This window comes from Vibrio sp. SBT000027, from assembly GCF_963894355.1.
GTDB classification, from domain to species: Bacteria; Pseudomonadota; Gammaproteobacteria; order Enterobacterales; family Vibrionaceae; genus Vibrio; species Vibrio splendidus.
Map to the genome: position 1 here is coordinate 1,114,065 of NZ_CAWQGD010000001.1, position 26,365 is coordinate 1,140,429.

23 protein-coding genes are annotated in these 26,365 nt (G+C 44.6%); 17 read left to right on the forward strand and 6 right to left on the reverse strand.

Annotation, left to right across the window (positions count from 1 at the left end):
* Nucleotides 1–255: 255 nt before the first annotated feature.
* A complete protein-coding gene (locus AACU28_RS04780) occupies nucleotides 256–1,281 on the reverse strand; it encodes an AraC family transcriptional regulator (RefSeq protein WP_121602465.1) in 1,026 nt (341 codons plus the stop codon).
* A gap of 303 nt (nucleotides 1,282–1,584) precedes the next feature.
* Here AACU28_RS04780 and AACU28_RS04785 point away from each other — a divergent pair, with 303 nt between their 5' ends.
* Nucleotides 1,585–3,189, forward strand: a complete 1,605-nt coding sequence (locus AACU28_RS04785) for a long-chain-fatty-acid--CoA ligase (protein WP_121602466.1) — start codon at nucleotides 1,585–1,587, stop codon at nucleotides 3,187–3,189.
* Complete coding sequence (locus AACU28_RS04790) at nucleotides 3,182–4,831, forward strand: GMC family oxidoreductase (RefSeq protein ID WP_121602467.1); 1,650 nt, start codon at nucleotides 3,182–3,184, stop codon at nucleotides 4,829–4,831. Before AACU28_RS04785 ends, AACU28_RS04790 begins: the two co-directional genes overlap by 8 nt.
* A gap of 157 nt (nucleotides 4,832–4,988) precedes the next feature.
* Here AACU28_RS04790 and trxC read toward each other — a convergent pair whose 3' ends face one another.
* Nucleotides 4,989–5,423 (reverse strand): thioredoxin TrxC, encoded by a 435-nt coding sequence (trxC, locus tag AACU28_RS04795; protein WP_004731082.1) that lies wholly within the window; start codon nucleotides 5,421–5,423, stop codon nucleotides 4,989–4,991.
* 122 nt (nucleotides 5,424–5,545) lie between these two features.
* On the opposite strand from trxC, the gene AACU28_RS04800 reads away from it, so the two are divergent.
* From AACU28_RS04800 to AACU28_RS04820, 5 genes are all read left to right on the forward strand, one after another.
* Nucleotides 5,546–6,643: a ketoacyl-ACP synthase III gene (locus AACU28_RS04800; RefSeq protein ID WP_004731084.1), complete on the forward strand. Its 1,098-nt coding sequence runs from the start codon at nucleotides 5,546–5,548 to the stop codon at nucleotides 6,641–6,643.
* 51 nt (nucleotides 6,644–6,694) lie between these two features.
* Nucleotides 6,695–7,159 (forward strand): GNAT family N-acetyltransferase, encoded by a 465-nt coding sequence (locus AACU28_RS04805; RefSeq protein WP_004731086.1) that lies wholly within the window; start codon nucleotides 6,695–6,697, stop codon nucleotides 7,157–7,159.
* Between the two features lie 99 nt (nucleotides 7,160–7,258).
* Nucleotides 7,259–8,491 carry a glycosyltransferase gene (locus AACU28_RS04810; RefSeq protein WP_121602468.1) on the forward strand — a complete coding sequence of 411 codons (1,233 nt, stop codon included), beginning with the start codon at nucleotides 7,259–7,261 and terminating at the stop codon, nucleotides 8,489–8,491.
* A gap of 228 nt (nucleotides 8,492–8,719) precedes the next feature.
* A complete protein-coding gene (locus AACU28_RS04815) occupies nucleotides 8,720–9,199 on the forward strand; it encodes a YeeE/YedE family protein (protein ID WP_121602469.1) in 480 nt (159 codons plus the stop codon).
* Complete coding sequence (locus AACU28_RS04820) at nucleotides 9,199–9,630, forward strand: DUF6691 family protein (protein ID WP_121602470.1); 432 nt, start codon at nucleotides 9,199–9,201, stop codon at nucleotides 9,628–9,630. The genes AACU28_RS04815 and AACU28_RS04820 overlap by 1 nt, the downstream gene beginning before the upstream one ends.
* Before the next feature lie 159 nt (nucleotides 9,631–9,789).
* On the opposite strand, the gene AACU28_RS04825 is transcribed toward AACU28_RS04820, so the two are convergent.
* Entirely contained in the window at nucleotides 9,790–10,665 is an 876-nt protein-coding gene (locus AACU28_RS04825; protein WP_121602471.1) for an endonuclease/exonuclease/phosphatase family protein, read from the reverse strand.
* A 303-nt stretch (nucleotides 10,666–10,968) separates the two neighbouring features.
* On the opposite strand from AACU28_RS04825, the gene nrdD reads away from it, so the two are divergent.
* Together nrdD and nrdG are read left to right on the forward strand one after the other, a co-directional pair.
* Nucleotides 10,969–13,089 (forward strand): anaerobic ribonucleoside-triphosphate reductase, encoded by a 2,121-nt coding sequence (nrdD, locus tag AACU28_RS04830; RefSeq protein ID WP_104214574.1) that lies wholly within the window; start codon nucleotides 10,969–10,971, stop codon nucleotides 13,087–13,089.
* Nucleotides 13,090–13,261: 172 nt separating this feature from the next.
* On the forward strand, nucleotides 13,262–13,732 hold the full coding sequence (nrdG, locus tag AACU28_RS04835) for an anaerobic ribonucleoside-triphosphate reductase-activating protein (protein WP_017079257.1): 471 nt from the start codon (nucleotides 13,262–13,264) through the stop codon (nucleotides 13,730–13,732).
* 160 nt (nucleotides 13,733–13,892) lie between these two features.
* Here nrdG and AACU28_RS04840 read toward each other — a convergent pair whose 3' ends face one another.
* Nucleotides 13,893–15,278, reverse strand: a complete 1,386-nt coding sequence (locus tag AACU28_RS04840; protein WP_121602472.1) for an MATE family efflux transporter — start codon at nucleotides 15,276–15,278, stop codon at nucleotides 13,893–13,895.
* A 162-nt stretch (nucleotides 15,279–15,440) separates the two neighbouring features.
* Here AACU28_RS04840 and AACU28_RS04845 point away from each other — a divergent pair, with 162 nt between their 5' ends.
* From AACU28_RS04845 to AACU28_RS04860, 4 genes are all read left to right on the forward strand, one after another.
* Complete coding sequence (locus AACU28_RS04845; protein ID WP_121602473.1) at nucleotides 15,441–16,277, forward strand: AraC family transcriptional regulator; 837 nt, start codon at nucleotides 15,441–15,443, stop codon at nucleotides 16,275–16,277.
* Between the two features lie 210 nt (nucleotides 16,278–16,487).
* On the forward strand, nucleotides 16,488–17,672 hold the full coding sequence (locus tag AACU28_RS04850) for an amino acid aminotransferase (protein WP_004731055.1): 1,185 nt from the start codon (nucleotides 16,488–16,490) through the stop codon (nucleotides 17,670–17,672).
* A gap of 11 nt (nucleotides 17,673–17,683) precedes the next feature.
* Entirely contained in the window at nucleotides 17,684–18,370 is a 687-nt protein-coding gene (locus AACU28_RS04855) for a putative ATP-dependent zinc protease (protein ID WP_121602474.1), read from the forward strand.
* A 324-nt stretch (nucleotides 18,371–18,694) separates the two neighbouring features.
* Nucleotides 18,695–20,302: an ABC-F family ATPase gene (locus tag AACU28_RS04860; protein WP_121602475.1), complete on the forward strand. Its 1,608-nt coding sequence runs from the start codon at nucleotides 18,695–18,697 to the stop codon at nucleotides 20,300–20,302.
* Between the two features lie 168 nt (nucleotides 20,303–20,470).
* On the opposite strand, the gene AACU28_RS04865 is transcribed toward AACU28_RS04860, so the two are convergent.
* Together AACU28_RS04865 and AACU28_RS04870 are read right to left on the reverse strand one after the other, a co-directional pair.
* Nucleotides 20,471–20,995, reverse strand: coding sequence for a hypothetical protein (locus AACU28_RS04865; RefSeq protein WP_004731049.1), 525 nt, complete (start codon nucleotides 20,993–20,995; stop codon nucleotides 20,471–20,473).
* Between the two features lie 99 nt (nucleotides 20,996–21,094).
* Complete coding sequence (locus AACU28_RS04870; protein ID WP_121602476.1) at nucleotides 21,095–21,484, reverse strand: YgiW/YdeI family stress tolerance OB fold protein; 390 nt, start codon at nucleotides 21,482–21,484, stop codon at nucleotides 21,095–21,097.
* A gap of 280 nt (nucleotides 21,485–21,764) precedes the next feature.
* Here AACU28_RS04870 and AACU28_RS04875 point away from each other — a divergent pair, with 280 nt between their 5' ends.
* From AACU28_RS04875 to modC, 4 genes are all read left to right on the forward strand, one after another.
* A complete protein-coding gene (locus AACU28_RS04875; protein ID WP_121602477.1) occupies nucleotides 21,765–23,231 on the forward strand; it encodes a cobyric acid synthase in 1,467 nt (488 codons plus the stop codon).
* A gap of 150 nt (nucleotides 23,232–23,381) precedes the next feature.
* Nucleotides 23,382–24,140 (forward strand): molybdate ABC transporter substrate-binding protein, encoded by a 759-nt coding sequence (modA, locus tag AACU28_RS04880; protein ID WP_054543074.1) that lies wholly within the window; start codon nucleotides 23,382–23,384, stop codon nucleotides 24,138–24,140.
* The gene (modB, locus tag AACU28_RS04885) at nucleotides 24,141–24,839 is read left to right on the forward strand and encodes a molybdate ABC transporter permease subunit (protein ID WP_004731040.1); all 699 of its coding nucleotides are present in this window, start codon (nucleotides 24,141–24,143) and stop codon (nucleotides 24,837–24,839) included.
* Nucleotides 24,836–25,942: a molybdenum ABC transporter ATP-binding protein ModC gene (modC, locus tag AACU28_RS04890; RefSeq protein WP_121602478.1), complete on the forward strand. Its 1,107-nt coding sequence runs from the start codon at nucleotides 24,836–24,838 to the stop codon at nucleotides 25,940–25,942. Before modB ends, modC begins: the two co-directional genes overlap by 4 nt.
* The last annotated feature ends 423 nt before the right edge of the window (nucleotides 25,943–26,365 follow it).

Consider the following 26,365-nt stretch of genomic DNA (forward strand, 5'->3'; position numbering starts at 1 on the left):
AATAGTAAAAGAAACGATGAATTTTCCGCGACTATGGGGGAGAAACTGAATTGGGTAAAACGAATAAAAATGGTCGTTAAGACAAAAGAAATCTATCGCCAATCTAAACTAAAATACCATTGCGACATTTTATGATTTGGCGAGATTTTATGCGGTCGAAAAGCTGTTAAGCCTTTGTTCGTTGGTTATTTAATTTGGAAGATGATAGGCCTCTAACTTTCCATCATTTGGATTTAATTCAGGTATCAAAAAACATTATTCGATGTCTTTACGGTATTGCCTTGGAGAGCTTCCGCTCCACCTACGAAAGGCATGCCGAAAGTTCGCACTGTCCGAAAAACCCACTCTATCGGAGATCTCTTCAATACTCATATGCGTCGATGAAAGATAGTGCCTAGAGAGGTGAAATCGCACGTGATCCAATATTTTCTGATAGCTCGTGTCTGCAGCTTTGAGGTGTCTACGTAGTGTTCTAGAAGACATTCCCAATTCTGTGGATAGCGCCTCAATGGAAGGGTAACAGCCAGGCCTTTCAATAAACATTTGTGAGATCTTTTCTTTAAGGCTGGTGGGTGCGCTCACTCTAGCCAACATGTCGTCACAAGATTTCAAACACATTTGTAACGTGATTGGGTTAGCCGTTGGTAAAGGTGAATATAGGCGTGTTGCATCGAACTGCCACTCAAGCTGCTCGCAATCAAACTCTACACGGCAACGGAAAATCTCCTGATAGAGATCGCCATAGGTAGGTTTAGGGTAAGGGAAGCGGATCACAAGAGAGGGGAAGGGCTGTTGTAGCACTTCTTCACACAAACTTTGAATAGCGGAAAACCAATACTCACAACAGAAAGGCAACAAAGAGTCGAGCTCGATAAGTTGCTCAGCGCGAAAGTATCCGGTTTGATGTTCAACGGACATGGTCTTCTTAAGAACAGGGCCCGCAAGACGCAGATATTTGAAGCCCATTAAAAGAGCGTCTAACAGTGTCTCACTGCTGAACACTGCGTAACCCAACACACCAAAATCACTGAATCGGGCTTCCTGTCCAACTTTTAGTCCTAACCCCTCAACGTTGGAACTCTCAAGCGCGTTACTGAACACCGCTAATTTTTGTGCGAGCGTGATGTGGGTATCTGGCGTATTGAGCTGGAACTCATCGATGTTACTGCCTTTCAATAACGTATCGACCGTCAAGGATGATGAAAAATATCGAGACAATAGTTGAAGATCAAGAATACCAAATGCCTGCATATCCGGTTCGTAAACTGCGGTGTATTCCATAATATGCCTCTTGTTGAGTGTTCTTATTCTATCTTAACCACGAACATCTTTTCGTCGGCTGTGTTGCAATTATGTCCGAATATCACCGTTTTTTGTCTTTTTGCAACCTTTGCAGAATGTTATCAAAATGTTGTAATTTAATAAGCCATACACGGACACGTGTGCATAGGGTCGAAATAACAATAGATTAGAAACGAAAGCAAAGAGCAAATGAACATAGGTTAAACACATATTCGAAACAAAATACAACAACGTCTACGGTGACCGTGACTAACAGGTCTAAGCCGAATAAGGAGATCATGGATGCACAATCTTGCTGTTAACTTGGAGCGCAGCGCTTCGCTTTTCCCAAATAAAGTCGCTCTGCGAATGGGGACGGATGAAGTCAGCTTTTCTCAGTTGGAACAACTTTCTGGAAACGTCGCCGCTAATTTAAAGAGGCTGGGGCTCAAGAAAGGAGATAAGGTCGCGTTGTCGTGTCCGAATGTCACGTATTTCCCGATTGCCTATTATGGGATTCTGAAAGCAGGCTGTGTGGTGGTGCCTTTGAACGTGTTATTTAAAGCAAGAGAGATCGCTTATCACCTTAATGACTCTGACGCGAAAGCCTATTTATGCTTTGAGGGCAGTGAAGAGCTGCCCATCGGTCGCTATGGCTTACAAGGTTTCGAACAGGCAAACCATTGTGAACACTTTGTCGAGATGCCCATCCCAGCCGGCGCAGAAACGACTTCAGAAAGAAACGAGCAGCATGAATCAATCGCTGACTGGTTAGCACAACCTTTGATTCCTTTTGAGTCTGTGGCTTGCCATGGTGATGATACCGCTGTGATTCTTTATACTTCAGGTACGACAGGTCAGCCAAAAGGAGCAGAGCTTTCTCACACCAATATGCAAACCAATGCGATGTCGTCACAGTATCTAATGCGATTGGAGTACAGCGACACCACAATGGCCACACTGCCATTATTCCATAGCTTCGGCCAGACGGTCATGATGAACGCGAGTGTGCTAACAGGGTCGACTATGGTGTTGATTCCGCGTTTCGAACCGTCACTGGTGATCGACCAGATCATTAACCATAAAGTCAGCGTGTTTGCGGGCGTTCCTACTATGTATATCGCGCTATTAAAGGCGGGAGAAGAGTCTCCTGATAGCTTAGAAAACACAAGCAAACGCTCTGAACAGGTTAAACACAGCTTGAGGTTGGGTGTTTCTGGCGGTGCTTCTATGCCTCTTGAAGTAATACGACAGTTTGAGTCTCGCTTTGAGCTTCCAGTATTAGAAGGCTATGGTTTATCAGAAACAGCGCCAGTTGCGACCTTTAATCATATTGATGGTGACCGATTGTCTGGCAGTGTGGGTCAACCTTTGTGTGGTCACCTTATCAAGATCACTGATATACAAGGCAACTCTGTTGCAATGGGTGAATTGGGCGAAGTCTGCATCAAAAGTCCAAGTGTCATGAAAGGCTACTATCAAAGGCCAGAGGCGACAGCAGAAGCGATAAGAGACGGTTGGTTCCTAACAGGAGATATTGGACGCACCGATGAGCACGGCAACTTGTTCATTGTTGACCGCGTTAAAGACATGATCATCCGTGGGGGTTACAACGTGTATCCGCGCGAAATCGAAGAAGTATTGATGTGTCATCCTGATGTCGAAATGGTCGCGGTTGTGGGTGAACATCATGATCGCCTAGGCGAGGAGATTCACGCTCATGTGGTGCTTCACGAACATACGCAATGTGATAGTGCAGCTCTGATTACATGGTGTCGTGAGCAATTGGCCGATTACAAATATCCGCGTAAGGTCTTCATTCGCAAAGCCTTACCCATGACAGCAACCGGCAAAATATTGAAGCGCGAATTGCACCCACTAGAAATAGCGGAGATGACTAATGGATAGTTATGATTTTATTGTTGTTGGCGGTGGTTCAGCGGGGTGTGTCATGGCTTCTCGGTTGTCGGAAGATCCTAATGTCACTGTTTGCTTGTTAGAAGCGGGCGGTAAAGACACGAGCCCATTCATTCATACACCCGTTGGCGTGGTGGCTATGATGCCAACCAAACTCAATAATTGGGCTTTCGAAACCGTTGAACAGCCGGGTTTGAACGGTCGTAGAGGCTATCAACCGAGAGGTAAGACACTTGGCGGGTCTAGTTCTATCAATGCCATGATGTACGCTCGTGGGCACCGTTCCGACTACGATACATGGGCAAGCATGGGTAATGCGGGATGGAGCTATGATTCATGTCTGCCTTACTTCAAGAAAGCCGAAAACAACGAAGTTCATCAAGATGAGTTTCATGGTCAAGGTGGTCCTCTTAATGTGGCAAACCTTAGATCGCCAAGCCCTATGCTGGAACGTTATTTAACGGCGTGTGAGTCGATAGGGGTGCCTCGTAACGAGGACATTAACGGTGCTGCTCAGTTTGGGGCGATGCCGACCCAGGTCACTCAACTGAATGGTGAACGATGCAGCGCTGCCAAGGCTTACTTAACGCCAAACCTTTCACGATCGAATCTCACGGTCGTTACTAAAGCCACCACACATAAGGTCTTGTTTGAAGGTAAGAAAGCGGTTGGCGTTGAATATGGCTCGGACGGCCAGCGTTATCAGATCAGATCCAACAAAGAGGTGATTCTATCTGCTGGTGCATTTGGTTCTCCCCAGTTGTTATTACTGTCTGGTGTCGGTGCTAAAGACGATTTGGAGGCGCATGACATCGAACAGGTTCATGAGTTGCCTGGAGTGGGCAAGAACCTCCAAGACCATATCGACTTAGTGCATTCGTACAAATGCAGCGAAAAGCGCGAAACCTTCGGCATCTCGTTGCAAATGGCCTCTGAAATGACCAAAGCTCTGCCGCTATGGCACAAAGAACGCCGTGGCAAGATGAGCAGTAATTTTGCAGAGGGGATAGGTTTTCTTTGTTCCGAAGATCATATCGCGGTGCCGGATTTAGAGTTTGTATTTGTGGTCGCTGTTGTCGATGACCATGCAAGAAAAATCCATACCAGTCATGGTTTTACCTCTCATGTCACCTTGTTGCGACCGAAGAGCCATGGCAGCGTAACGCTTAATAGTAATGATCCTTATGATCCGCCTAAGATCGATCCTGCGTTTTTCAGTCATCCTGAAGATATGGAGATCATGATTAAGGGCTGGAAGAAGCAGTATCAAATGTTAGAGAGTTCGGCGTTTGATGACATCCGTGGCAATGCTTTCTACCCAGTGGACGCCAGTGATGACAAGGCTATCGAGCAAGATATTCGCAATCGTGCAGACACTCAGTATCACCCGGTCGGGACCTGTAAAATGGGCCCTAACAGTGATTCATTAGCCGTGGTAGATAACGATCTTAAAGTTTATGGATTGGATAATTTGAGAGTCATTGATGCTTCTGTGATGCCGACATTGATTGGGGCAAACACCAACGCGCCAACCATTATGATTGCTGAAAAAGTCGCAGATCAAATCAAAGAGCAATACGGGTTAGGTAAGCAAGCATCTAGTATTCAAGCGAAAGGCGAAGCTGTGGTTTAATTCAAGAAGTTAAGTGATAACCATAAATAAAACAGTAGGTTAGATAGTCTTGATTTGATAAGACTCTCTAACCTATTTTTGTGTGCTTACTTAGAACAAAGCAAAAGCTAATTCAATAGCTTAAACAATCGCTTGAACAAAAGCTTAAACAATAGTGTTACTTGGTTAGAGCTTGATTAAGCCACTGATCAAATTGACCTTTTGGTAATGCTCCGTTAATTGTATCGACACGTTTACCGTCTTTAAACACCATCACGGTCGGAATGCTTCTGATTTGATACATTGCTGCAAGCTGCTGCTGAGCTTCAGTATCAATCTTAACGAATCGAACATCTCCCGAACGCTCTTTAGCAACGTCACTGAACACTGGCGCAAAACCCACACATGGGTTACACCATGTCGCCCAGAAATCGACAACCACAGGCTGTGAACTGTTCAAGATAGATTGGAAATTAAGTGACGTTCCCTCGATGGGAGCGCCATCGAGCAATGCTGTTTTGCATTTACCACAAGTTGGGCTTTCTGAAATTCTTTCTGAAGGAACTCGGTTTACGCCATTACAAGAAGGGCATCGTGTGTTGAATGTAGACATAACTTTCTCTTTTTATTGTAACTCCGTTGCTAACGCGATTTACGAATCACGCACGGAGCGCTTATACTGTTTAAAACTAGAATACGATACTTAAATAAAAACAAACAATAAACAGGTAAATGATGACAAAATTTTACGCCGAAATTACTGGCTGGGGAAAGTGTCTACCACCAGCCGTGCTGTCCAATGATGATCTAAGCACTTTCATTGATACGTCTGACGAGTGGATTCGAACTCGAACTGGTATCGAAAACCGTCGTATCAGTCATGTAAATACCTCTGAGCTAGCGACTGTTGCAGCGAAACATGCCATGGCGTGTGCTGGCCTAACAGCCGAAGATATCGATCTCGTGATCATCGCGACGTGCAGCCCAGACTCCCTTATTCCAAATACCGCATCTAAGGTTCAACAGAACTTAGGCATTAAGAGTGCTGCGGCTTTCGACCTTAACGCAGCGTGTACTGGCTTCATCTACGGTGTTGAAACGGCAACTCGACTGATTCAGGCGGGTAATTACCGCAACGCCATCGTTGTGGGTGCTGAGCGTCTGTCATTCTTCATTGATTGGACCAAGCGTGATACCGCGGTTCTTTTCGGTGATGGAGCCGGCGCTGTGGTTCTATCGCGTACTGAAGAGCAAGTCGGCTTACAAGAAGCTCAAATCGGTTGTGACGCCGAAGGCCGCGATATTCTAGCGGTACCAAAATTCGGTACATCTATGGACCGCTTTGCGGCTGATAACGGTTACTGGGACTTCGATTTCGTTGGTAAAGAGATCTTTAAGCGTGCTGTCAAAGGCATGGGCGCAGCGGCACATACAGTCTTGAGTCGCACAGGTATCTCAACCGACAATATCGACGTTGTGATTCCGCACCAAGCGAACATCCGAATCATCCAAACTCTGTGTGATATGGCGGGTATCGATCGCGAAAAAGCGTTTGTTAACATCCAAAACTACGGCAACACATCCGCTGCGACTGTGCCAATTGCACTGTGTGAATCGCTAGAGCAAGGTTTTGTTAAGCCTAACGACAACATTCTTGTTGCGGCATTTGGTGCGGGTTTAACGTGGGGTGCTGGCCACATTAAATGGGGTAGCCGTGTTGAACCGCTAGGTCAATCAGATGCTAAGCTTCCAGAAGCCGACAAATCTGCTTTAGAGCTTCTAGAAAGAGCCATTTTACACTGTAAAACGCACCCAAACTCAGCGACTGAATAACGCTAATGAGCGACGTATTATGGGTAAAGTGTTTTGAGTAAAGTGCGCCTTATGAAGAAAGCCGACCTCGATGGGGCGGCTTTAGTTCACCAAGCAGCCTTTGTTCGACAGCAAAATTCGCGAGAGTGGTTACAATGTAACTTAAGCGCTTCACCACGCTTTCTTAACTTTGTTGCTGAAAGCGAAGGTGAAATTGTTGGCTACATTATTTGGGTTCAGAAAAGTGGCTTTAGACCGGAAGCAGTATTGGAGTTGGAACAACTCGCTGTTTTGCCTAGCGCTCAAGGTCAAGGATTGGGTAGAAAGCTGATTCTTGATTCCCTTCCGCAAGTAAAGCAGCAGTTAGCGCAGCAAGGTTCGGCACTAAAGCATGTTCTGGTTACCACCAGAGCAGACAATTTTGCACAAAAACTGTATCAGTCGACATTAGGCGCTGAAGTCGAAACCACGATTTCAAACCTGTACTCTGCGGATGAAGTGCTTATGATAGCTCGCAATGTGGGTGAACGAATCTGATCGCTGAGTTCTTAGGACCCATTATAATCAGTGATATAAATCGATTAACGTTTAATTAGGGGCTTCTATCGCCCCTTTTGTTATTTCTTAGGAAGTGTTTTGAAGAAAGTTTTAGCAATTGGTTACGTTTGGCCAGAACCGAATTCATCGGCGGCTGGCAGCCACATGATGTCTCTTTTACGTCTATTTAAGAGGCAAGGTTGGTCCGTTGAGTTCGCAACGCCAGCTCAAGAAACCGAGCACATGATTGATCTCTCTGAAGAGGGCATCACGAGCCAATCTATACAGTTGAATTGCGATAGCTTTGACCAGTACGTTGAAGAGCTGCAACCCGATGTCGTGATGTTCGACCGTTTTATGATGGAAGAGCAGTTTGGCTGGCGTGTGGAGAAGGTATGTCCGAGTGCATTTAAGTTATTGGATACCGAAGACTTGCAGTTTCTACGTAATGCACGCCACGAAGCCGTTAAGAAAGAGACTGAACTGACCAAAGCGCATTTATACAGTGACTTGGCTAAACGTGAAATTGCTGCGATTTTACGCTGTGATCTTTCGTTGATCATTTCTAGCTATGAAATGGAATTGCTTCAATCTGAGTTCAATATCGATCCAAAACTGCTTCATCACTTGCCGTTCATGGTTGATCTCAACACTCTACCTGAAAGCACGAAATGTTTTGAAGAACGTAAGCATTTCATGACGATAGGCAACTTTAGACACGCACCGAACTGGGACGCCGTGCTTCAGTTACAGAAGATTTGGCCGAAGATCCGCAAGCAGCTGCCTGACACTGAACTTCATATTTATGGGTCGTATCCGCCACCGAAAGCCACGGCTTTGCATAACCCTAAAACCGGTTTCCATATCAAAGGTTGGGCTAAAGACGCTCAAGAAGTGATGGAGCAAGCTCGTGTGTGTGTTGCACCACTGCGATTTGGCGCGGGCATTAAAGGTAAATTGCTTGATGCGATGAAGCTACAAACTCCGAATGTGACGAGCGAAATTGGTAGTGAAGGCATGTTACCGCAAGGTGAGTTGCAATGGCCTGGCGCAGTTGCAGACGATATCGACGAGTTTGTTGAACAAGCTGTTGCTCTTTATAAAGATGAAGAGAAGTGGCTTAAGGCTCAAAGCCAATGTCATTCGATCCTTGAAGCGCACTACGAGCAGAATCAACTGGGCGACAAATTGATCGAGCGACTGAATGCGCTAGATTCTGAGCTTGAGTCTCATCGACTGGATAACTTTTTTGGTTCGATGCTTAAACACCACAGTATGGCGAGTACCAAGTACATGTCGCAGTGGATAGCTGAGAAGAACAAGATTAAATAACAGTTCTTTACCAAAGACAGAAAAAAACATTAAGCCCTTAGGTTAACGCCTAGGGGCTTTTTTCATGTGGGACGCTTTTAAATTCCAAACTTACAAATCGAAACATAACGCCATTACATTAGCATTGACTAATTTATATTTATTAGTAAACTCTAATCTAAGTTTATTAGTAAAACCTAATTTAAAGTGCGACGAGTTAAATTTTAAGTTTGTGGATGGGAGAGGTCAATGATGAGTTTAATACCTTGGGATGCATTTTTTGGTGGCATGCTACTAGGCGCGTCGGCAATTATTCTGATGTTGGGGATCGGGCGAGTTGCGGGGATCAGCGGAATCGTTAGCCGCTTATTGCCTTCTAGAAACAACAAAAGATTAGAATCAGGATCTGAATCCAGCTCGGATACCAACACAGAGAAAACCGAAAAACATTGGCGACTTGCTTTTGTTGTCGGAATGGTCGCGAGCGGTTGGTTATTGATTCCAACGAGCTACCAACTTCCGCAATTAGAAGAGATCAACTTCGCAGTGGTTATCATCGCCGGACTATTGGTGGGCTTCGGTACCAAGATGGCGAACGGTTGTACTAGCGGTCATGGAATTGTCGGAATGGCTCGTTTGTCTAAACGTTCAATTGTCGCAACCTGTGTATTTATGAGTGTCGCGATGGCAACAGTGTTGGTTAAAAACCTGATTGGCTTGGGGGCATAATGAAAAACTCTTCATTTACTATCGTTATCGGCTTGCTCGCAGGTATTCTTTTCGGCTCTGGCATGATCATTTCAGGTATGGTTGATCCGAACAAAGTACTTGGCTTTTTAGATATTACTGGCGACTGGGATATCAGCTTGGCATTCGTGATGGGGGGCGCGTTATTGGTCTTCGCTCCGTTTTATCATCGGGTCATTAAAAAGCGCTCTCAAGCCGTCAATGGCGAGTCGTTAGACAGCCGTAACAACCCGATAATCGACAGAAAGCTGATTCTAGGTTCAACTGCCTTTGGTTTAGGCTGGGGGATTGCAGGCTTTTGCCCGGGCCCAGCAGTAACTAGCCTTAGTGGCGGTAACCCTACGGTATGGCTGTTCGTCTTAAGTATGCTGGTGGGGATGTGGTTGGCGGGTCGAACCAATAAAAGCTGCTAGCAGTGCGCCTACCATTTATTGCATGGCTGAGAGGATTCGATCTTATCTGACCAAACAGAGAGGCTGACCCGCTTTTAGTAAAAGCCAGTCAGCCTCTTTCTATATCTACTGTTTTCTATTATTTGCACTTATCTACAATCTACAGTTATCTATAACTTACTATTTGATCGTTGTTGAAACTGGGCAGTGATCACTGAGTTTGTAGTCCAGAACATCTTGCGTTTCAAATACCTTTTGTTTCGCAGGAGAGGCATCCAAGGACTTGCTCACCACAATATGGTCTATTACAGAACGGAACTGGTGCGTGCGATGGTTATTGCGGTTTGAGCGCACCTTACAATCTGCTCGAGTTTTTCTTGTTGCCAACTGAGCATCGGTATTTTGCGCCATATCTTTCCACATCCAATCTCGTGAGTAGGAGAGGTTATGGTTAAAGTCGCCCAGAATCGCGTAGTCTTCGCCTTTACGTTCTCTTTGCTGTATCCACTTATTCAGTTGTTGAGCTTGGTCTTTGAGCCTTGAACAGTCACGGTTCGACTTGTAAGCGCCGCTGCATCCTGCCTTTAAGTGCACTGACAACATGTGAATTGGATTTGAATCCGTTTCCACAACCATATAACTGGCAAATCTGAGCTTGCTGTTAGCACTCGTTTCCAGAGGAAAGTCAGCGTAGTCAGTGAGAGCGATTCCTTTACGAACCGCGAAGCCCGTATATTGGTTCACTTCTTTGAATTGTCGGTTACTGTTTTTGGGCAATGCGCGGTCAGACATCAAGATTTTGTATTGATCGCCAGCGATGCGCTGAATGGCATTGACGTCGTCGACTTCCTGAAAAGCGACCACATCCGCATTTAAGGATTGGAAATACTGTTCGAGTTTATCGAAATCTGCTTGATCACGTTGGGCAGAAAACTTATTCACAGCCTCGTTGGTTGATAACCATTCGATATTCCAACTGGATATGGTCAAAGGTTCAGCAAATGTCTGGCTACTGAGTAAGCAAGCTAACATTATCCACTTTTGAAGTCGTTTCATCCCAAATATCCCTAATTTTGGTGTCCAATATAGTTGAGCCGTTATCCTACAACACTTACCAAAAATTCAACTCTTTTTAGCAGTTTTTTTATTGTTACATTGTTTCTTTTCGACTTGAGAACTCACGTAATAATATTGGATTTATCTTGTTCAGCGTGCGCGTTTTATTGATCCAAATCAATACTCAAAGTTGGTGGTTCTCGTTAAATACGCCACAATATCTAGTGTTAGTTAAACGATAAATCGCTCTATATAGTGTGTTTGTGGATAAGTCTGTGAATACCTCAAGAGTAAGGAGAAGTGGTGAAATCAATCGTAATCAAGCGTGATGGCTCAAGAGCTCCATTCAGTAGAGATCGTATCCAAGCTGCAGTGGAAGCAGCATCAGACAAAGCCGATAAGGAAATTGCTATTTATGCTCTGAATGTGGCATTAGCAGTTGAGTTGAAGCTCGAAGACTACGATGAAGTTCATATTTCTGAAATTCAGACTTTGGTCGAGAACGAGCTAATGCAGGGACCGTATAAGTCTCTGGCTCGTGCCTACATTGAATATCGTCATGACCGTGACATCGCACGTGAAAAGCAAAGTGCTTTAACTCGTGAGATCGAAGGCTTGATCGAAGAAAGTAATGTTGATCTGATCAATGAGAATGCCAACAAAGACGGTAAAGTTATTCCAACTCAGCGTGACTTACTGGCGGGTATCGTGGCTAAACACTATGCAAAAACTCACATTTTGCCGCGTGACATCGTACAAGCTCACGAGTGTGGTGACATTCATTACCACGATCTAGACTACGCACCGTTCTTCCCAATGTTTAACTGTATGCTTATCGACTTGAAAGGCATGTTAACGCATGGCTTCAAGATGGGTAACGCGGAAATCGACACACCTAAGTCTATTTCTACGGCAACAGCAGTAACAGCACAGATCATCGCGCAAGTCGCGAGCCACATCTATGGCGGTACTACGATTAACCGTATCGATGAGGTTCTAGAGCCTTACGTAATGACGAGTTACGAGAAGCATTTATCACTAGCGAAAGAGTGGGACATTCATAGCCCAGAAGCTTTTGCTATCTCTCGTACAGAGAAAGAGTGTTACGACGCGTTCCAATCTTTGGAATATGAAGTAAACACGCTGCACACGGCTAATGGCCAAACACCATTCGTTACGTTTGGCTTTGGTCTTGGCGAAAGCTGGGGTTCGAAACTTATCCAGCAATCTATCTTGAAAAACCGCATCGCAGGTTTGGGTAAGAACCGCAAAACAGCGGTATTCCCTAAACTGGTGTTTGCAATCAAAGATGGTTTGAACCACCAGAAGCAAGATCCAAACTACGACATCAAGCAATTAGCGCTTGAGTGTGCGTCTAAGCGTATGTACCCAGACATTCTTAACTACGACAAAGTAGTAGAAGTGACAGGGTCATTTAAAACGCCTATGGGTTGCCGTAGCTTCTTGAATACTTACGAAGAAAATGGTGAGTTGATTCACGAAGGCCGTAACAACTTAGGTGTTGTTAGCTTGAACTTGCCACGTATTGCGATTAACGCGCAGCAAGATATGGTTAAGTTTTACGAACTGCTTGATGAAAAATTGAAGCTGGCTCGTCGCGCTTTAGAAACTCGTATTTCTCGTCTAGAAAACGTGAAAGCACGTGTTGCTCCAATCCTTTACATGGAAGGTGCTTGTGGCGTTCGATTGAAAGCGGATGACTCTATTGCTGATATCTTCAAGAACGGCCGTGCTTCTGTTTCTCTTGGTTACATCGGTATCCACGAAGCAATGACTGCGCTTTACGGCACAGACGTTCACCTGTACGACGACGGCGAAATGCGTGCTAAAGCGCTTGAACTGGTGGAATACATGAAGCGTGAAGTGGAATCTTGGACCAAAGAAACAGGTTACGCGTTCAGCCTATACGGCACACCAAGTGAAAACCTATGCAGCCGTTTTTGCAGCATTGATACCAAAGAGTTTGGTGTGATTGATGGCGTAACAGACCGTGGTTACTACACCAACAGCTTCCACTTAGATGTACAGAAGAAAGTGAACCCATACGACAAGATCGATTTCGAGATGCCTTATCCAGAAATCTCTAGCGGTGGTTTCATCTGTTACGGCGAATTCCCGAACATGCAGAAGAACATCGAAGCGCTAGAAAACGTATGGGATTACAGCTACACACGTGTTCCTTACTACGGCACCAACACGCCGATTGATGAGTGTTACGAATGTGGTTACAACGGTGAGTTCGACTGTACAAGTAAGGGCTTTACGTGTCCTAAGTGTGGCAACCATGACTCAACCAAAGTGTCGGTAACGCGCCGCGTTTGTGGTTACCTTGGTAGCCCAGATGCACGACCATTTAACTTCGGTAAACAAGAAGAAGTTAAACGCCGCGTAAAGCATCTTTAATCTAACGAAGGATCTTAGTTAAGATCTGCGATCTTTAGCGAGTTAACTTAGAAGAGCTACGTTTCAAGAAATAAGATTGGTATCGGCGCTATGTCGATACCAATTCTTTCGTTTCAGTTGTTACAGCACTTCCTTCAAACTATTAAGCAATAACGAGTTTCAATACTGCCTTATGAATTACCATCAATATCACCCAATCGACGTTGTAAACGGCCCAGGAACACGCTGCACTTTGTTTGTGTCGGGTTGTGTGCACCAGTGTCGCGGGTGTTATAACCAGTCGACGCAAAGGTTGGACTCTGGGCATTTGTTTACTCAAGAGCTACAAGACCAAATTATCGCTGATCTCAATGATCCGCGAATCAAGCGTCGTGGCTTATCGCTTTCTGGTGGCGATCCTCTGCATCCCGCAAACGTGTCTGAAGTGCTTAAGCTTGTTCAGCGTGTGAAAGCAGAGTGTGAAGGTAAAGACATCTGGATGTGGACTGGCTACGAACTCGACGAACTCGATGATAAACAGAAGCAAGTGCTTGAATACGTAGATACTTTGATTGATGGTCGCTTCGAGCAAGATAAAGCGGACCCAATGTTAGATTGGCGTGGTAGCTCAAACCAAATCATTCATCGATTTACCGACTTATAGATTTACTGACTTATAAGATTTGTTCTGATTCAGTATTCTCGTAAACAGAAACACAAACACAAAAAAGGGCTTCATCGTTAGCGCAATGCTACAAATCAGCCCTTGGGTGTGAGTTCTTTTGAATCTATCGCCAGCACGTCAGTGTCGGTTTGGCGTCTGTCTAAATCGGAATATGCTCAGGCTCGTCGATTAGATTATTTATCCATTTCTTAGATTGAATCCGTTGGCTCGTCAGAACTATTTTGGCTAGCTCTTCGAGTAACACAATCATCAAAACCCATTCTAACGGCCAACCCAACACTAGCGCAGTAAAGTAGGCAAGGGGAATACCAATCGCCCATTGGCCAAACAGGTCGATGAAGATGCTGTAGTTGATGTCTCCACCACTTTTCAGCACGCCGCCAATGCCAACCATATTGAAGACTCTCAGTATCATGCCGAGTGCCATGACTAAGGTAACGTTGACTGCCGTGTCTTTGAACTCTAAGTGCGTAAGATCGATCATGTACACGATCGCGGGTTTAGCAAACCAACACATCAAGGCTAACAGAGCCGCAAGCCCACAGCTGACCAAAACATATCCCCAAGCGGTATTCTCAACACGTTGATAGTTCTTTGCGCCGATCTCGTTGCCTAAAATGATCGAAGCAGCGACGGCAAAACCCATGAACGCCGAGATCAAGATGCTTTCTACTGGTGATAACAGTGAAATGATCGCAAGCTCGCCAACGCCCATCTGACCAACAATAACGTTATAAATCAGAATGCCACCCGCCCAAGCCGTGTCATGAATCAACATCGGAATCGCTATCTTGAAATACTTCTTTCTATGCTTAGGCAATATTGCATCGCGCCAATTGTTTAGTGTTGGGAATAGGTGAGCGTAGTGTTTCTTTGCCATAACAAGCAGCGCTATCGTTTGAAAGAATCGAGACACCGTAGTACCGATTGCCGCGCCAACCACACCTAGCTCTGGGAAGCCGAATAATCCGAAGATCAGAAATGCATTGAGAATCGCATTGATGATGATCGCCCAGATGCTGATCTTGGTAGGTAGCTTGGCTTCGCCGACCGATCGCAGTGCGCTTTCTAGTGGCACTACTATCGCGGTACCAATAAGGCTGGCTCCTGTTATCCAAAGGTAATCCGTTGCCAATCGGACGTAATCAGGGTCTGAGGCCACTACAGACACCACTGATTCAGGAACCAATGTATAGATGAACACAAAGGGGATGATGGCAAAGATCGACAATGCCCATGATTGCGCTAGTGTACGTCTAATTCCGTTGAAATCACCTGCGCCAAAATATTGCGAAGCTAGCACACTGACCGCGCCGCTAATGCCGGATACCATGATCAAGTTGAAGAAGAAGATGCGGTTGCCAACGCCAACAGCAGCGGTTGCAGAATCACCAAGCTGATTGACCATAAAAATATCGACCACGCCTAGCAATGAAAACAACATGGTTTGCAGTGAGACAGGTAAACCAATGTGTAATAGTTTTTGCCAAAACTCTTTGTCTAAATGACAATATGTCGAGAGCATCGCATTTCCCCTCTAGTGAATATGCGAGAAGTTTATCGGCATTTGTTTTAACTGTATTGTTCAGGCTCATCACAAACTTTTGCCAAACTATCTATTTCCAAAACTATCGAATTACTTACGTGGCGACTCAGTTGCAGGTAAATCCAATGAGCGAAAAGAGAAATGAATGAGAAGCAAGAACGGTATGAGATTTCTGAAAACACGCATCAAGAGTTTGTCGACCAAAGCCATGTATTGGCATTCGAAGAGCTCGGTATCGTTCAGTGTGGGACGGCGTCGTGTCGAGATTTCTTTTCAGTGCATAGGAAAAACCAACAAAAGCACATGCTGCTATATACGGTTAGGGGCAAAGGTTGGTTGGAAAGTGGGGCGTGTCGCTACATTCTAGAGCCAGGGTCGTGTATTACCGTGCCTGCGGGCATTGAGAATGGATTCGGAATTGAAGAAGAAACATGGCAAATTGCATGGATCTTTCTCTCGCCAGATAAAAAATGGGAGGGTGTCGTGAGTGATGAAGTTAACTACACCCTTTCGCCAGCAGCTGAGGTGGTGTCGTCCTGCATTCATACCTTGCTCAGAAGTATTGCCTTACCCATCGATTTAGGAGGAGCAATTGCTAATTATAGTGTGGCTCAAATAGAATACATGATTAATGCGCCGGTACCGCAGCAACCGTCACGCAATTTGATTCGTTTAAGACGAGTGTTCGATAACGTACAAAAGCAGCTCCACAAGGAATGGAACGTTCATGAGCTGGCAGGCTTATTCCCGTGTTCAGAGCCCCATTTCCATCGTTTGTGCCAACGTTATTATTCACATAGCCCTATGACTCATATCATGCGCATGAGGATGGAGTACGCAGCACGCTTGCTGAAGTCGAGTGATTGGTCGATTCAACATATTGGCGAGATAGTGGGTTATCCCAATGCCGCTAACTTTAGTACTCGGTTTAAGGCGTGGTCTGGAATGACACCAAGGCAATTCAAGCAGAGTGTTTGATCGATGTAGCTGTGAGATGTTAAACAATAAAGCTAATTATTGCGTAACTGGCTCTTAACTGTTCGAAATTTAAACTATATCTTCGCTTAAAATGACCAATCTCTGATTACTTCTGGTAACTAAGCTCTTCTATTAAAAAATGTTTCTGATTTTAGTACGAAAATGTTAACGTGAAATTCAATACTTGAATTTCAAAGGGTTGTGACTTTCATGTTTTCACATCTACCAAAACCAACTTTAGATCCAATTTTATCTCTTTCTGTCGCCTACCGTGGCGATCCTCGTACTGACAAAGTCGATTTAGGCATTGGCGTTTACAAAAACGACCAAGGCGAAACACCGATCATGAAAGCCGTTTCTATGGCTCAAGACATTGTTGTCGATACTCAGAAAACCAAAGCTTATGTTGGCCTCGCAGGCTGTGAAGAGTTTAACCAGAGCATGGTTGATCTGCTGCTTAAAGGGACTTCTGCAATGGATCGCGTTGCTGCGATTCAAACACCGGGTGCAAGTGGTGCACTTCGTATGTTGGGCGACTTAATGAAAGTTTCTCAACCAGACACCACAGTCTGGATCTCAAACCCAAGCTACGTTAACCATAAACCGGTGATGGAAGCAGCGGGCTTAAAAGTTCGATACTACAATTACTTCAGTCCTGAAACGAAGCAAGTTGATACTGCAAGAATGTTGGATGACCTTTCAAAAGCGGGTCCATCAGACGTGGTACTACTGCACGGTTGCTGCCATAACCCAACGGGTGCGGATATCAACTTTGAAGCGTGGCAGGAAATCACCAAGTTATCTCAGAAGAATGGTTTCTTACCGTTCGTTGATATTGCCTACCAAGGCTTTGGCGATGGCCTAGAAGAAGACGCGAAAGGTCTTCAACATATGGCTAACAACGTAGAAGAGATGCTGATTACTACGTCTTGTTCAAAAAACTTCGGTTTGTACCGTGAAAGAACAGGTGCAGCGATTGTGATTGGTAAGAACAGCGAACACGTTGGTAACGCTAAAGGTAAGCTTCTAACGCTTGCTCGTTCAACTTACACGATGCCGCCTGATCACGGTGCCGCTTTGGTTAAAACAATTCTTCAGAATCAAGAGCTAACATCGATTTGGAAGCAAGAATTGAGTGAAATGCAGCAACGTTTGTTAAATCTGCGCCAAAGTTTATGTGATGAATTGCGAAATACTTACAACACGTCACACTTTGACTTCATTGAAAGCCATAAAGGTATGTTTAGTGTACTAGGCTTTAAAGAAACTCAAATGAATCAATTACGTGAAGAATATGGAGTCTATGGTGTTGGTGACGGACGCATCAATATCGCAGGCCTTTCTGAATCCCATATTCCTTATGTAGCTAAAGCGATAGCTAACGTTTCGAAATAAAAGGTGACTGAATGTATAATTGGAAAGCGATTGTAGTTTTAATGCTAAGTGGTGGCCTGTTTGCTTGTTCGACGACGACTCAAGTTCCTGTCGAGCAAGAGCAAAAGCCTCAAGTAGAACAACCTGTTGTGGATGACTCTTCAAAGACTGACGCAACTGAAGGCGAGAAAGTAACGGAACCTACAGAGAAGCCTGAAGAAGTAAAACCCACTGAGCCAGAAGTTAAACCTGAGCCAGTTGAAAAGCCACCAGCAAAACCGTTAAAAACGGATGATGGAAAACTGATTCTTGGTGAAGAAGAGTGGGTGTTTGTTCCTGGTTTGAAAGAAGCATTTAAAGCTCGTATTGATACAGGCGCAACAACATCTTCGATCAGTGCTGTAGATATCGTTGATTTTGAGCGTGACGGAAAAGACTGGGTTAAGTTTAAAATTGAACATGACGGTATCACAACCAAAGAGATCAGTTTACCGGTAGAGCGTTGGGTTAAGATCAAGCAGTCGAGCGCGGAAGGCACACAACGACGTGCTGTTGTCGTAGCTTCAATTCAAATCGGCGATCTGAAAGATAAAACTGAGTTTACGTTAGCAGACCGAACGCATCTTTCTTTCCCTATTCTATTGGGTAGAAGTTTCTTTAGAGATGTTGCGGTAGTGGATGTAAGCCAAAAGTACGTTCAAAAGAAAATTACTAAATAACGATACATCTCTTCCTCAAGCCTTTTAGTCTTGAAGAGAGATAGCTTTAAAAGCGATCAGATTAGAACATTTTTAGTATCGATAAATTGAATCCCTGTCAGTTCAACTGGTGGGGATTTTTCTATTTACACGTTAATAACGTATGAAAAGCATCTAAATGGTCTATGTTTACGATTCGTTTACGGTTTGGCCTCGACAACGTGATCGAGATCTCTATATAATCCGCGCTTCGATTTTTGTTTAATCCATACTTTCGTACTTCTTATTTAGGTTCTTGAAATAGCCTAATAATTATCTGTCAGTACACGCTTAGGAATTAGTTCTTTGATATCTACCGCGAACATCACAATGCAATTTGGCGCAGAGCCGCTGTTTGAAAACATCTCTGCTAAATTTGGTAACGGCAACCGCTATGGTTTGATCGGCGCCAATGGTTGCGGCAAGTCAACGTTCATGAAAATCCTAAGTGGTGCATTAACGCCAAGCTCGGGCAACGTTTCTATCACTCCAGGAGAAAAACTGGGTGTGCTAAGCCAAGATCAGTTCGCTTTTGAACAATACAGCGTTATCGACGTTGTGATCATGGGTGACAGAAAACTGTGGGAAGTAAAACAAGAACGTGACCGTATTTACTCTTTGCCAGAAATGAGCGAAGACGATGGTATGAAAGTCGCTGAACTTGAAAGTGAATTCGCTGAAATGGATGGCTACACAGCTGAAAGCCGTGCAGGTGATATCCTAATTCAAGCGGGTATCGAAGAAGAGTTCCATTTCGGCCTGATGCAGCAAGTTGCTCCAGGTTGGAAACTGCGTGTGCTTCTGGCGCAAGCTCTATTTGCAAACCCAGATATTCTGCTTCTTGATGAACCAACCAACAACTTGGACATTCACACGATCAACTGGCTTGCTGAAGAGCTAAACCAGCGTAAATGTACAATGATCATCATTTCGCATGATAGACACTTCCTGAACTCTGTGTGTACGCACATGGCTGATATCGACTACGGTGAGCTACGTGTTTACCCTGGTAACTACGAGTACTTCCTAGAAGCTTCTGGTTTGATTCGTGACCAACTTCTAGCAAACAACGCTAAGAAAGCGGCTGAAATTAGCGAACTTCAAGATTTCGTTAACCGTTTTGGTGCAAACGCATCTAAAGCGAAGCAAGCAAGTTCACGTGCTAAGAAAATGGACAAAATCACGCTTGATGAAGTGAAATCATCGAGCCGTATGAGCCCATCAATTGATTTTGGTGAAGGCAAGAAATTGCACCGTCAAGCGCTTGAACTTAAAGAGCTTAGTCACGGCTTCGATGGCGAAACACTGTTTGCTGATGGCAACTTGCTGCTTGAAGCGGGCACACGTCTTGCTGTTATCGGTGAGAACGGTGTGGGTAAAACCACGCTGCTACGTTGCCTAGTTCAAGAACTAGAGCAAAACGAAGGTATCGTTAAATGGTCTGAAAACGCATCGGTAGGCTACTGCCCACAAGATAGCACGACTGACTTTGACAACGACCTGAGCATCTTCGATTGGATCTCTCAATGGCGCACAGTGAAGCACGATGACCTTATGGTACGTGGCATTCTAGGTCGTCTATTGTTTACTGCTGATGACGCGAACAAGAAAGCGCGTAACTGTTCAGGTGGTGAGAAGAACCGTCTGTTATTCGGCAAGCTAATGATGCAAGACATCAACGTGCTGGTAATGGACGAACCAACGAACCACATGGACATGGAAGCAATTCAAGCGCTTAACGATGCGTTGAAGGTTTACACTGGCACACTTATCTTCGTAAGCCATGACCGTGAGTTCGTTTCTTCTTTGGCGACCCACGTTATTGATGTGAAAGACAAGCAACTGGTTAGTTTCCAAGGTACTTATGAAGAGTACTTAGATCATCAGAAAAAGATGCTGATGGTTAATTTATAAAGTAAGTCGCTGGCTTAGGGCGTGAACGACTAAAAGCCAGCGAAACTAACAAACAAAAAAGCCCCGAACATTAATGTGTTCGGGGCTTTTCTATGTAATTTGTACAGCTATTTATTACTTAGTGACGAAACCTTAGCTTATCAATAAAACCTAGGCAGCTAATTCAGTTTAGAAGCCGAATCGAGCAGACATTAAGATTTGGTGGCCATAAGTACCGTTGTTTCGCATATCAAGGCCAACAGACAGTTGATCCGTTGAGTGGAAGCGAGCGCCGATACCAACTACTGAGTGAGAGTCGTCGTTGTCGATCAGTTGACCAAGGCGTGCGTTAACTTCAACGTTTGCCATTAACCACGCTCTCAAACCGATGTTGACTTCAGTTTTGATGTGGTTGTCGTCATTACGTTCAATGTTGTGTAGTAGCATTTGACCCGTAACGTCAGCAAATTGACTAATTGGGCCGTTAAATCCCATACCTACAGCCGCATCCCAATCACTTTCAAATTCAGAATCGATACGTGCAACGAAGTGTGAGTTCTGAGTGAACATTGTTGTGACTTCACCACCGAAAGTACTTGGGCTAGTACCCATGCGTAGCTCGAATGTGTTGTAGTTAAAGTTGTTTGCAGACGCAGAGAATGAACACAGTGCAGCTAGTCCTAAAAGGACAGTCTTATTCGTGCAACCTAGCATGGTGACTCCATATAAATTGTATTTTTCGGCAGTATAATACAAAAAAGCCTGCAATATGCAGGCCAATTATTTGAAGTCAGTATGTTTTGTATATATCGCTTATAGAACTTGGATATGATCCACTTCGATTTCCGGTGTCTTGCCGCCTTCGTATTCGCCGAAGATACGTACTTTAGTATCAGCAGTTAGCGGTTGTGCTAGGCGGATATCATCATCCAATTCGATTTGAATTTCACTCTGTCCATCAGAGAAGACAAATGTATCATTCTTTAGCTGACGAACAATCTTGCCATCTACAATCGCTTCTTGCTCTGCGAACATGCTTGTGTCTGCAAGTAGTGTAGCAACAGAAACGGTTTCAATCGGCCCTGTGTAAGCGATAGCGCTCTCGTGCTTGCTATTGCTGTTGTTGCTGTGGTGGTCACTAGCCATTGCGAAAGTAGGGGCAAGGATAATAGTAGATGCGATAGCTAATACAGTTTTTTTCATGGTGAATCCCTTAATGTTGTTTTTAGTAGAAACGTTTTTCTGAATTTGAAACGTTTCTTTTCGTTAGTACGTCTTATTTGTTGATACGCTGCTTATCGTTCATAAGCTTCGTTTCGATGGAGCTATTAAACAACACTGGGGTTGAATCCAGAGTGAGTAACACATTCATTTTCCATTCATTTTATTGAGCATCTACTCGGCAATGACGTTAAGATGGAGGCAGAGAAATATTGCCTACAGCTATAAATTGAAAATTAAGAAATTAAGGATTTAAGTACAGATGCGATCACCGTTAAACGCCCTTATGGTTCAAGGGACAACGTCAGATGCCGGAAAAAGTGTTTTGGTGGCAGGTTTATGCCGTGTTTTGGCAAGGAAAGGAATCAAAGTGGCACCTTTTAAGCCACAAAACATGGCGTTAAACAGTGCGGTGACAAAAGATGGCGGCGAAATTGGTCGCGCTCAAGCCGTTCAGGCGCAAGCTTGTAACATTGACCCCACTGTTCACATGAATCCGGTATTGCTAAAACCCAATTCAGATACTGGCGCACAAGTTATTCTGCAAGGCCGAGCGATCAGTAATATGGAAGCTACGGGCTATCATGATTACAAGAAAGTGGCGATGGATACGGTTATTGATTCGTTTGACCGACTTTCTGAAGAATACGAAAGCGTGATGATTGAAGGTGCGGGTAGCCCAGCCGAAATCAATCTTCGCGAAAATGATATCGCTAACATGGGATTTGCTGAGAAAGCGGACATCCCGGTGATCATTGTTGCCGATATTGACCGTGGTGGCGTTTTTGCGCACCTCTACGGCACATTAGAGTTGTTATCTGAATCTGAACAAGCTCGCGTAAAAGGCTTTGTGATAAACCGCTTTAGAGGCGATATCGCGTTACTTCAATCTGGACTTGATTGGTTAGAAGAGAAAACCGGCAAGCCTGTGATTGGTGTATTGCCATATCTGCATGGTTTCAACCTAGAAGCGGAAGATGCCATTACCTCAGCCCAAGAGTCTGACGGAGAAGCTAAACTTAAAGTCGTGGTACCAGTGCTAACCCGAATCAGCAACCATACGGACTTCGACGCGTTAAGACTTAATCCTTCCATTGATTTACGTTATGTCGGTAAAGGTGAACGTGTAAACAGTGCAGATTTAATTATCTTGCCGGGTACAAAATCGGTAAGAGCAGATTTGGATTATCTAAAGCAACAAGGCTGGGATAAAGATATTCAACGCCACCTGCGTTTAGGCGGCAAAGTGATGGGTATCTGCGGCGGATACCAAATGTTAGGTAACATCATCCACGATCCTGATGGCGTTGAAGGTGAGCCCGGAAGCAGCGAAGGGTTAGGATATCTCGATACTGAAACGACGCTAACACAACAGAAAACCTTAACAAACGTGCGCGGCACCATGACACTTGATGGCAAAACAGCACAAGTAAAAGGGTATGAGATCCACGTAGGTAGGACTGATGTCAAAGAAATAGCATTACCGGTTCAGTTAGAATCAGGCAGCCTTGATGGCGCTGTGAATCAAGATAACTCGATTTTTGGTACTTACCTGCATGGCGTATTCGATAACAGCGATGCGTTGTCGCTTATTTGCGAATGGGCAGGAGCCAACGACGTAACAGCGATTGACCATGAACAGCTTAAAGAGCTGGGTATCAATCGAATCGCTGATGCCATCGAAGAGCATTTAAATCTTGACTTGCTTTGGCCGGAATTAACCATTTAGGTCTGAATTTAAAAGCTCATGTCTGACTTAATAGCTTCAGTCAGAGTTAAAAGCTTTAGCTTGCGTTAATAGCTTTAGCTTACGTTAAACCGTGAGTCTGACTTAAAAGCGATCTCAAGAACTGAAACGAACAATAGATAAGTGATCACAATGAAAAAGCGAGTCATCCTTTTAACCATCGCCTTAACTTCGGCATTGAGTTCTAGTCATCTTTTGGCTGCGGAAAAGCTACGAGTTTACGCTGCATCGTCGATGACGAATGCGGTTAACTTGTTGGTCGAAGAGTTTGAGAAAGATCATTCTGTCGATGTTATTCCAGTCTATGCGAGCACGTCATCTTTGGTACGCCAAATCGAAAGAGGCGCGCCAGCAGACATCTTTATCTCGGCAAACGAAAAATGGATGACGCATTTAGTCGATCGTCAATTGGTTTCTAGTGACAATGTCACAAATTTGTGCGAAAACGAACTGGTGCTGATTTCCCCGAAAGAGTCGCCAATATCTTTAGATCTCTCAAACGGTGACCAATGGGCTAAACTACTAACGAATGAAAGACTTGCGGTTGGCAACACCATGTCGGTTCCTGCGGGTATCTATGCGAAAGAAGCGCTAGAAACGTTAGGTGTCTGGGACGATGTGAAGACTCGATTGGCACCAAGTAACAATGTTCGTATGGCACTGGCTTTGGTAGAGCGTAGTGAAGCTAAGCTTGGCATTGTCTACAAAACAGATGCGTTGCTTTCTAAAGAAGTGAACCTCGTGTCGACGTTCCCATCAAATTTACATACGCCAATACGTTACCCTGTAGCGAAATTGAGCGATAAAGTCGTCGCAGAAGAGTTTTATACTTTCCTAAATAGCGAAAAAGCGAAGGACACCTTGAACAGTTTTGGATTTGAAGTGCGTTAAATGATGTATTTATCGGAATACGAATACCAAGCCTTAATGCTGAGCTTGAAAGTCGCTGGGTTTGCCATCTTGTGGCTTATTCCTATCGGCATCGGCTTGGCATGGTTGCTTGCTAAGAAACAATTTGTGGGCAAAAGCATTGTAGAAAGTATTGTCCATTTGCCTTTGGTGCTTCCACCTGTGGTCATCGGTTACTTGTTGCTAGTGATGATGGGCAGACAAGGCGTTATTGGCTCTTGGCTTAATGACGTGTTTGGTATCGTATTCAGTTTTAGCTGGAAGGGCGCGGCACTCGCGTGTGTTGTTGTCGCGCTGCCATTGATGGTTCGATCTATTCGTCTGAGCCTAGAAACCGTAGACAGTAAACTGGAAGAGGCTGCAGCCACATTGGGCGCTTCACCTCTTCGTGTGTTTTTCACCATCACTTTACCCTTGATGATCCCTGGGATCATTACCGGCACAATGCTTTCATTCGCAAGAAGCCTAGGTGAGTTTGGTGCGACCATCAGCTTCGTTTCAAATATTCCCGGTGAAACTCAAACCATTCCATTGGCCATGTATACCTTTATCGAAACCCCTGGCGCGGAGATGGAAGCGGCGCGTTTGTGTGTCATTTCAATTGTGATAGCGCTTGGTTCATTAATGCTATCTGAGTGGCTCAACAAAAAGTCAGCAAAACGCTTGGGAGGAAATGCATGAGTGCTTTGATCCTTCAATATCAGCAGCAGCTTGGTGAAACCTTTTTCGATATCGACTTAGAACTCCCTAGCAGCGGAATTACAGCGATTTTTGGTCGTTCTGGTGCGGGGAAAACCTCCCTCATCAATGCGATTAGTGGCCTTAAACAGCCAGACAAAGGCTTGATCAGCGTATCTGGAACCACTCTGTTTGATAGTCGTAATGGCATTAATTTGCCAACCCACAAACGCAACGTTGGTTATGTGTTCCAAGAATCGCGATTGTTCCCGCACATGAAAGTCGCGGCGAATCTTAAGTACGGCATGAAAGGTGCTGACAAAGCGCACTTTGAGCAAATAGTCTCGCTGTTGTCTTTGGACCCATTGCTTGATCGCTATCCAGCTCGCCTGTCTGGCGGTGAGAAGCAACGTGTGGCAATTGGACGTGCTTTGTTGTCTAAGCCGAGTATTTTGTTGATGGATGAGCCATTGGCCTCTCTCGACTTACCTCGTAAGCGTGAAGTGATGCCGTTTCTGGAAAACCTTTCTGAAACAGTGAATATTCCAATCATCTACGTGACGCACAGCCTTAATGAGATCCTACGCTTGGCCAATCACCTTGTGATCATAGAGCAAGGTAAAGTCATTTCGTCGGGTGTGACGGAAGAGGTATGGGCATCGAGAGCCATGCAACCGTGGCAATCATTCTCAGAACAAAGTTCACTGTTTGAGGGGACGTTGGCTGAGCACAATGACGATTACGCGTTATCTCGACTGAAGCTTGGTAAATCGACATCGTTGTGGGTTCAGAAGGTGTCGAGCGACATTGGAGCTGCGGTAAGGTTACAAGTTAGGGCAAATGATGTCTCTATCACGCTAGAACAGCCGCAAGGCACTTCTATACGTAATATCCTCCCTGTGACTATTAAAAGGGTAGAGACGCACCAGCAAGGCTCAAACAAGCAGAGTGTTGCAGTAGAGCTGGAGCTAGAGCCTGGTTGTTACTTGTGGGCCACTATAACCTTGTGGGCTCTGGACGAGTTGAGTTTGGAAATCGGTCAGCAAGTCTACGCTCAAATTAAAGGCGTGAGTGTCGCTCAGCGAGATATTGCCGTCACGCACTGATTCAAGCACGACCTTTGAGGCAATGAGTGAGATAAGTTCGATCATTGTCTTTTCTATGTTTACTGCTTGTCTGCGAATTTAACGTTTGTCAGCGATGCTTACTGCTTGTCTGCGAATTTAACGTTTGTCAGCGATGCTTACTGTTTGTCTGCGAATTTAACGTTTGTCAGTGATGTTTACTGCTTGTCAGCGACGTTTACTGTTTGTCTGCAATATGAATACTTGTCCGCGATATGAATATTGATCTTGATTCCATGAATGGATACATGCGTCATTTTTTTACGGTATAACTGCCAGTTTTGCGCCACACTGTATGAGTGTTAAGGCATATTGCTTATTTGTCGAATGTCAAAAGCGACACTGACAAGAGCTTCAGTGGCAAAAACACAAACATATTGTGAGCGAAGCTCTCAAGCAACGAAC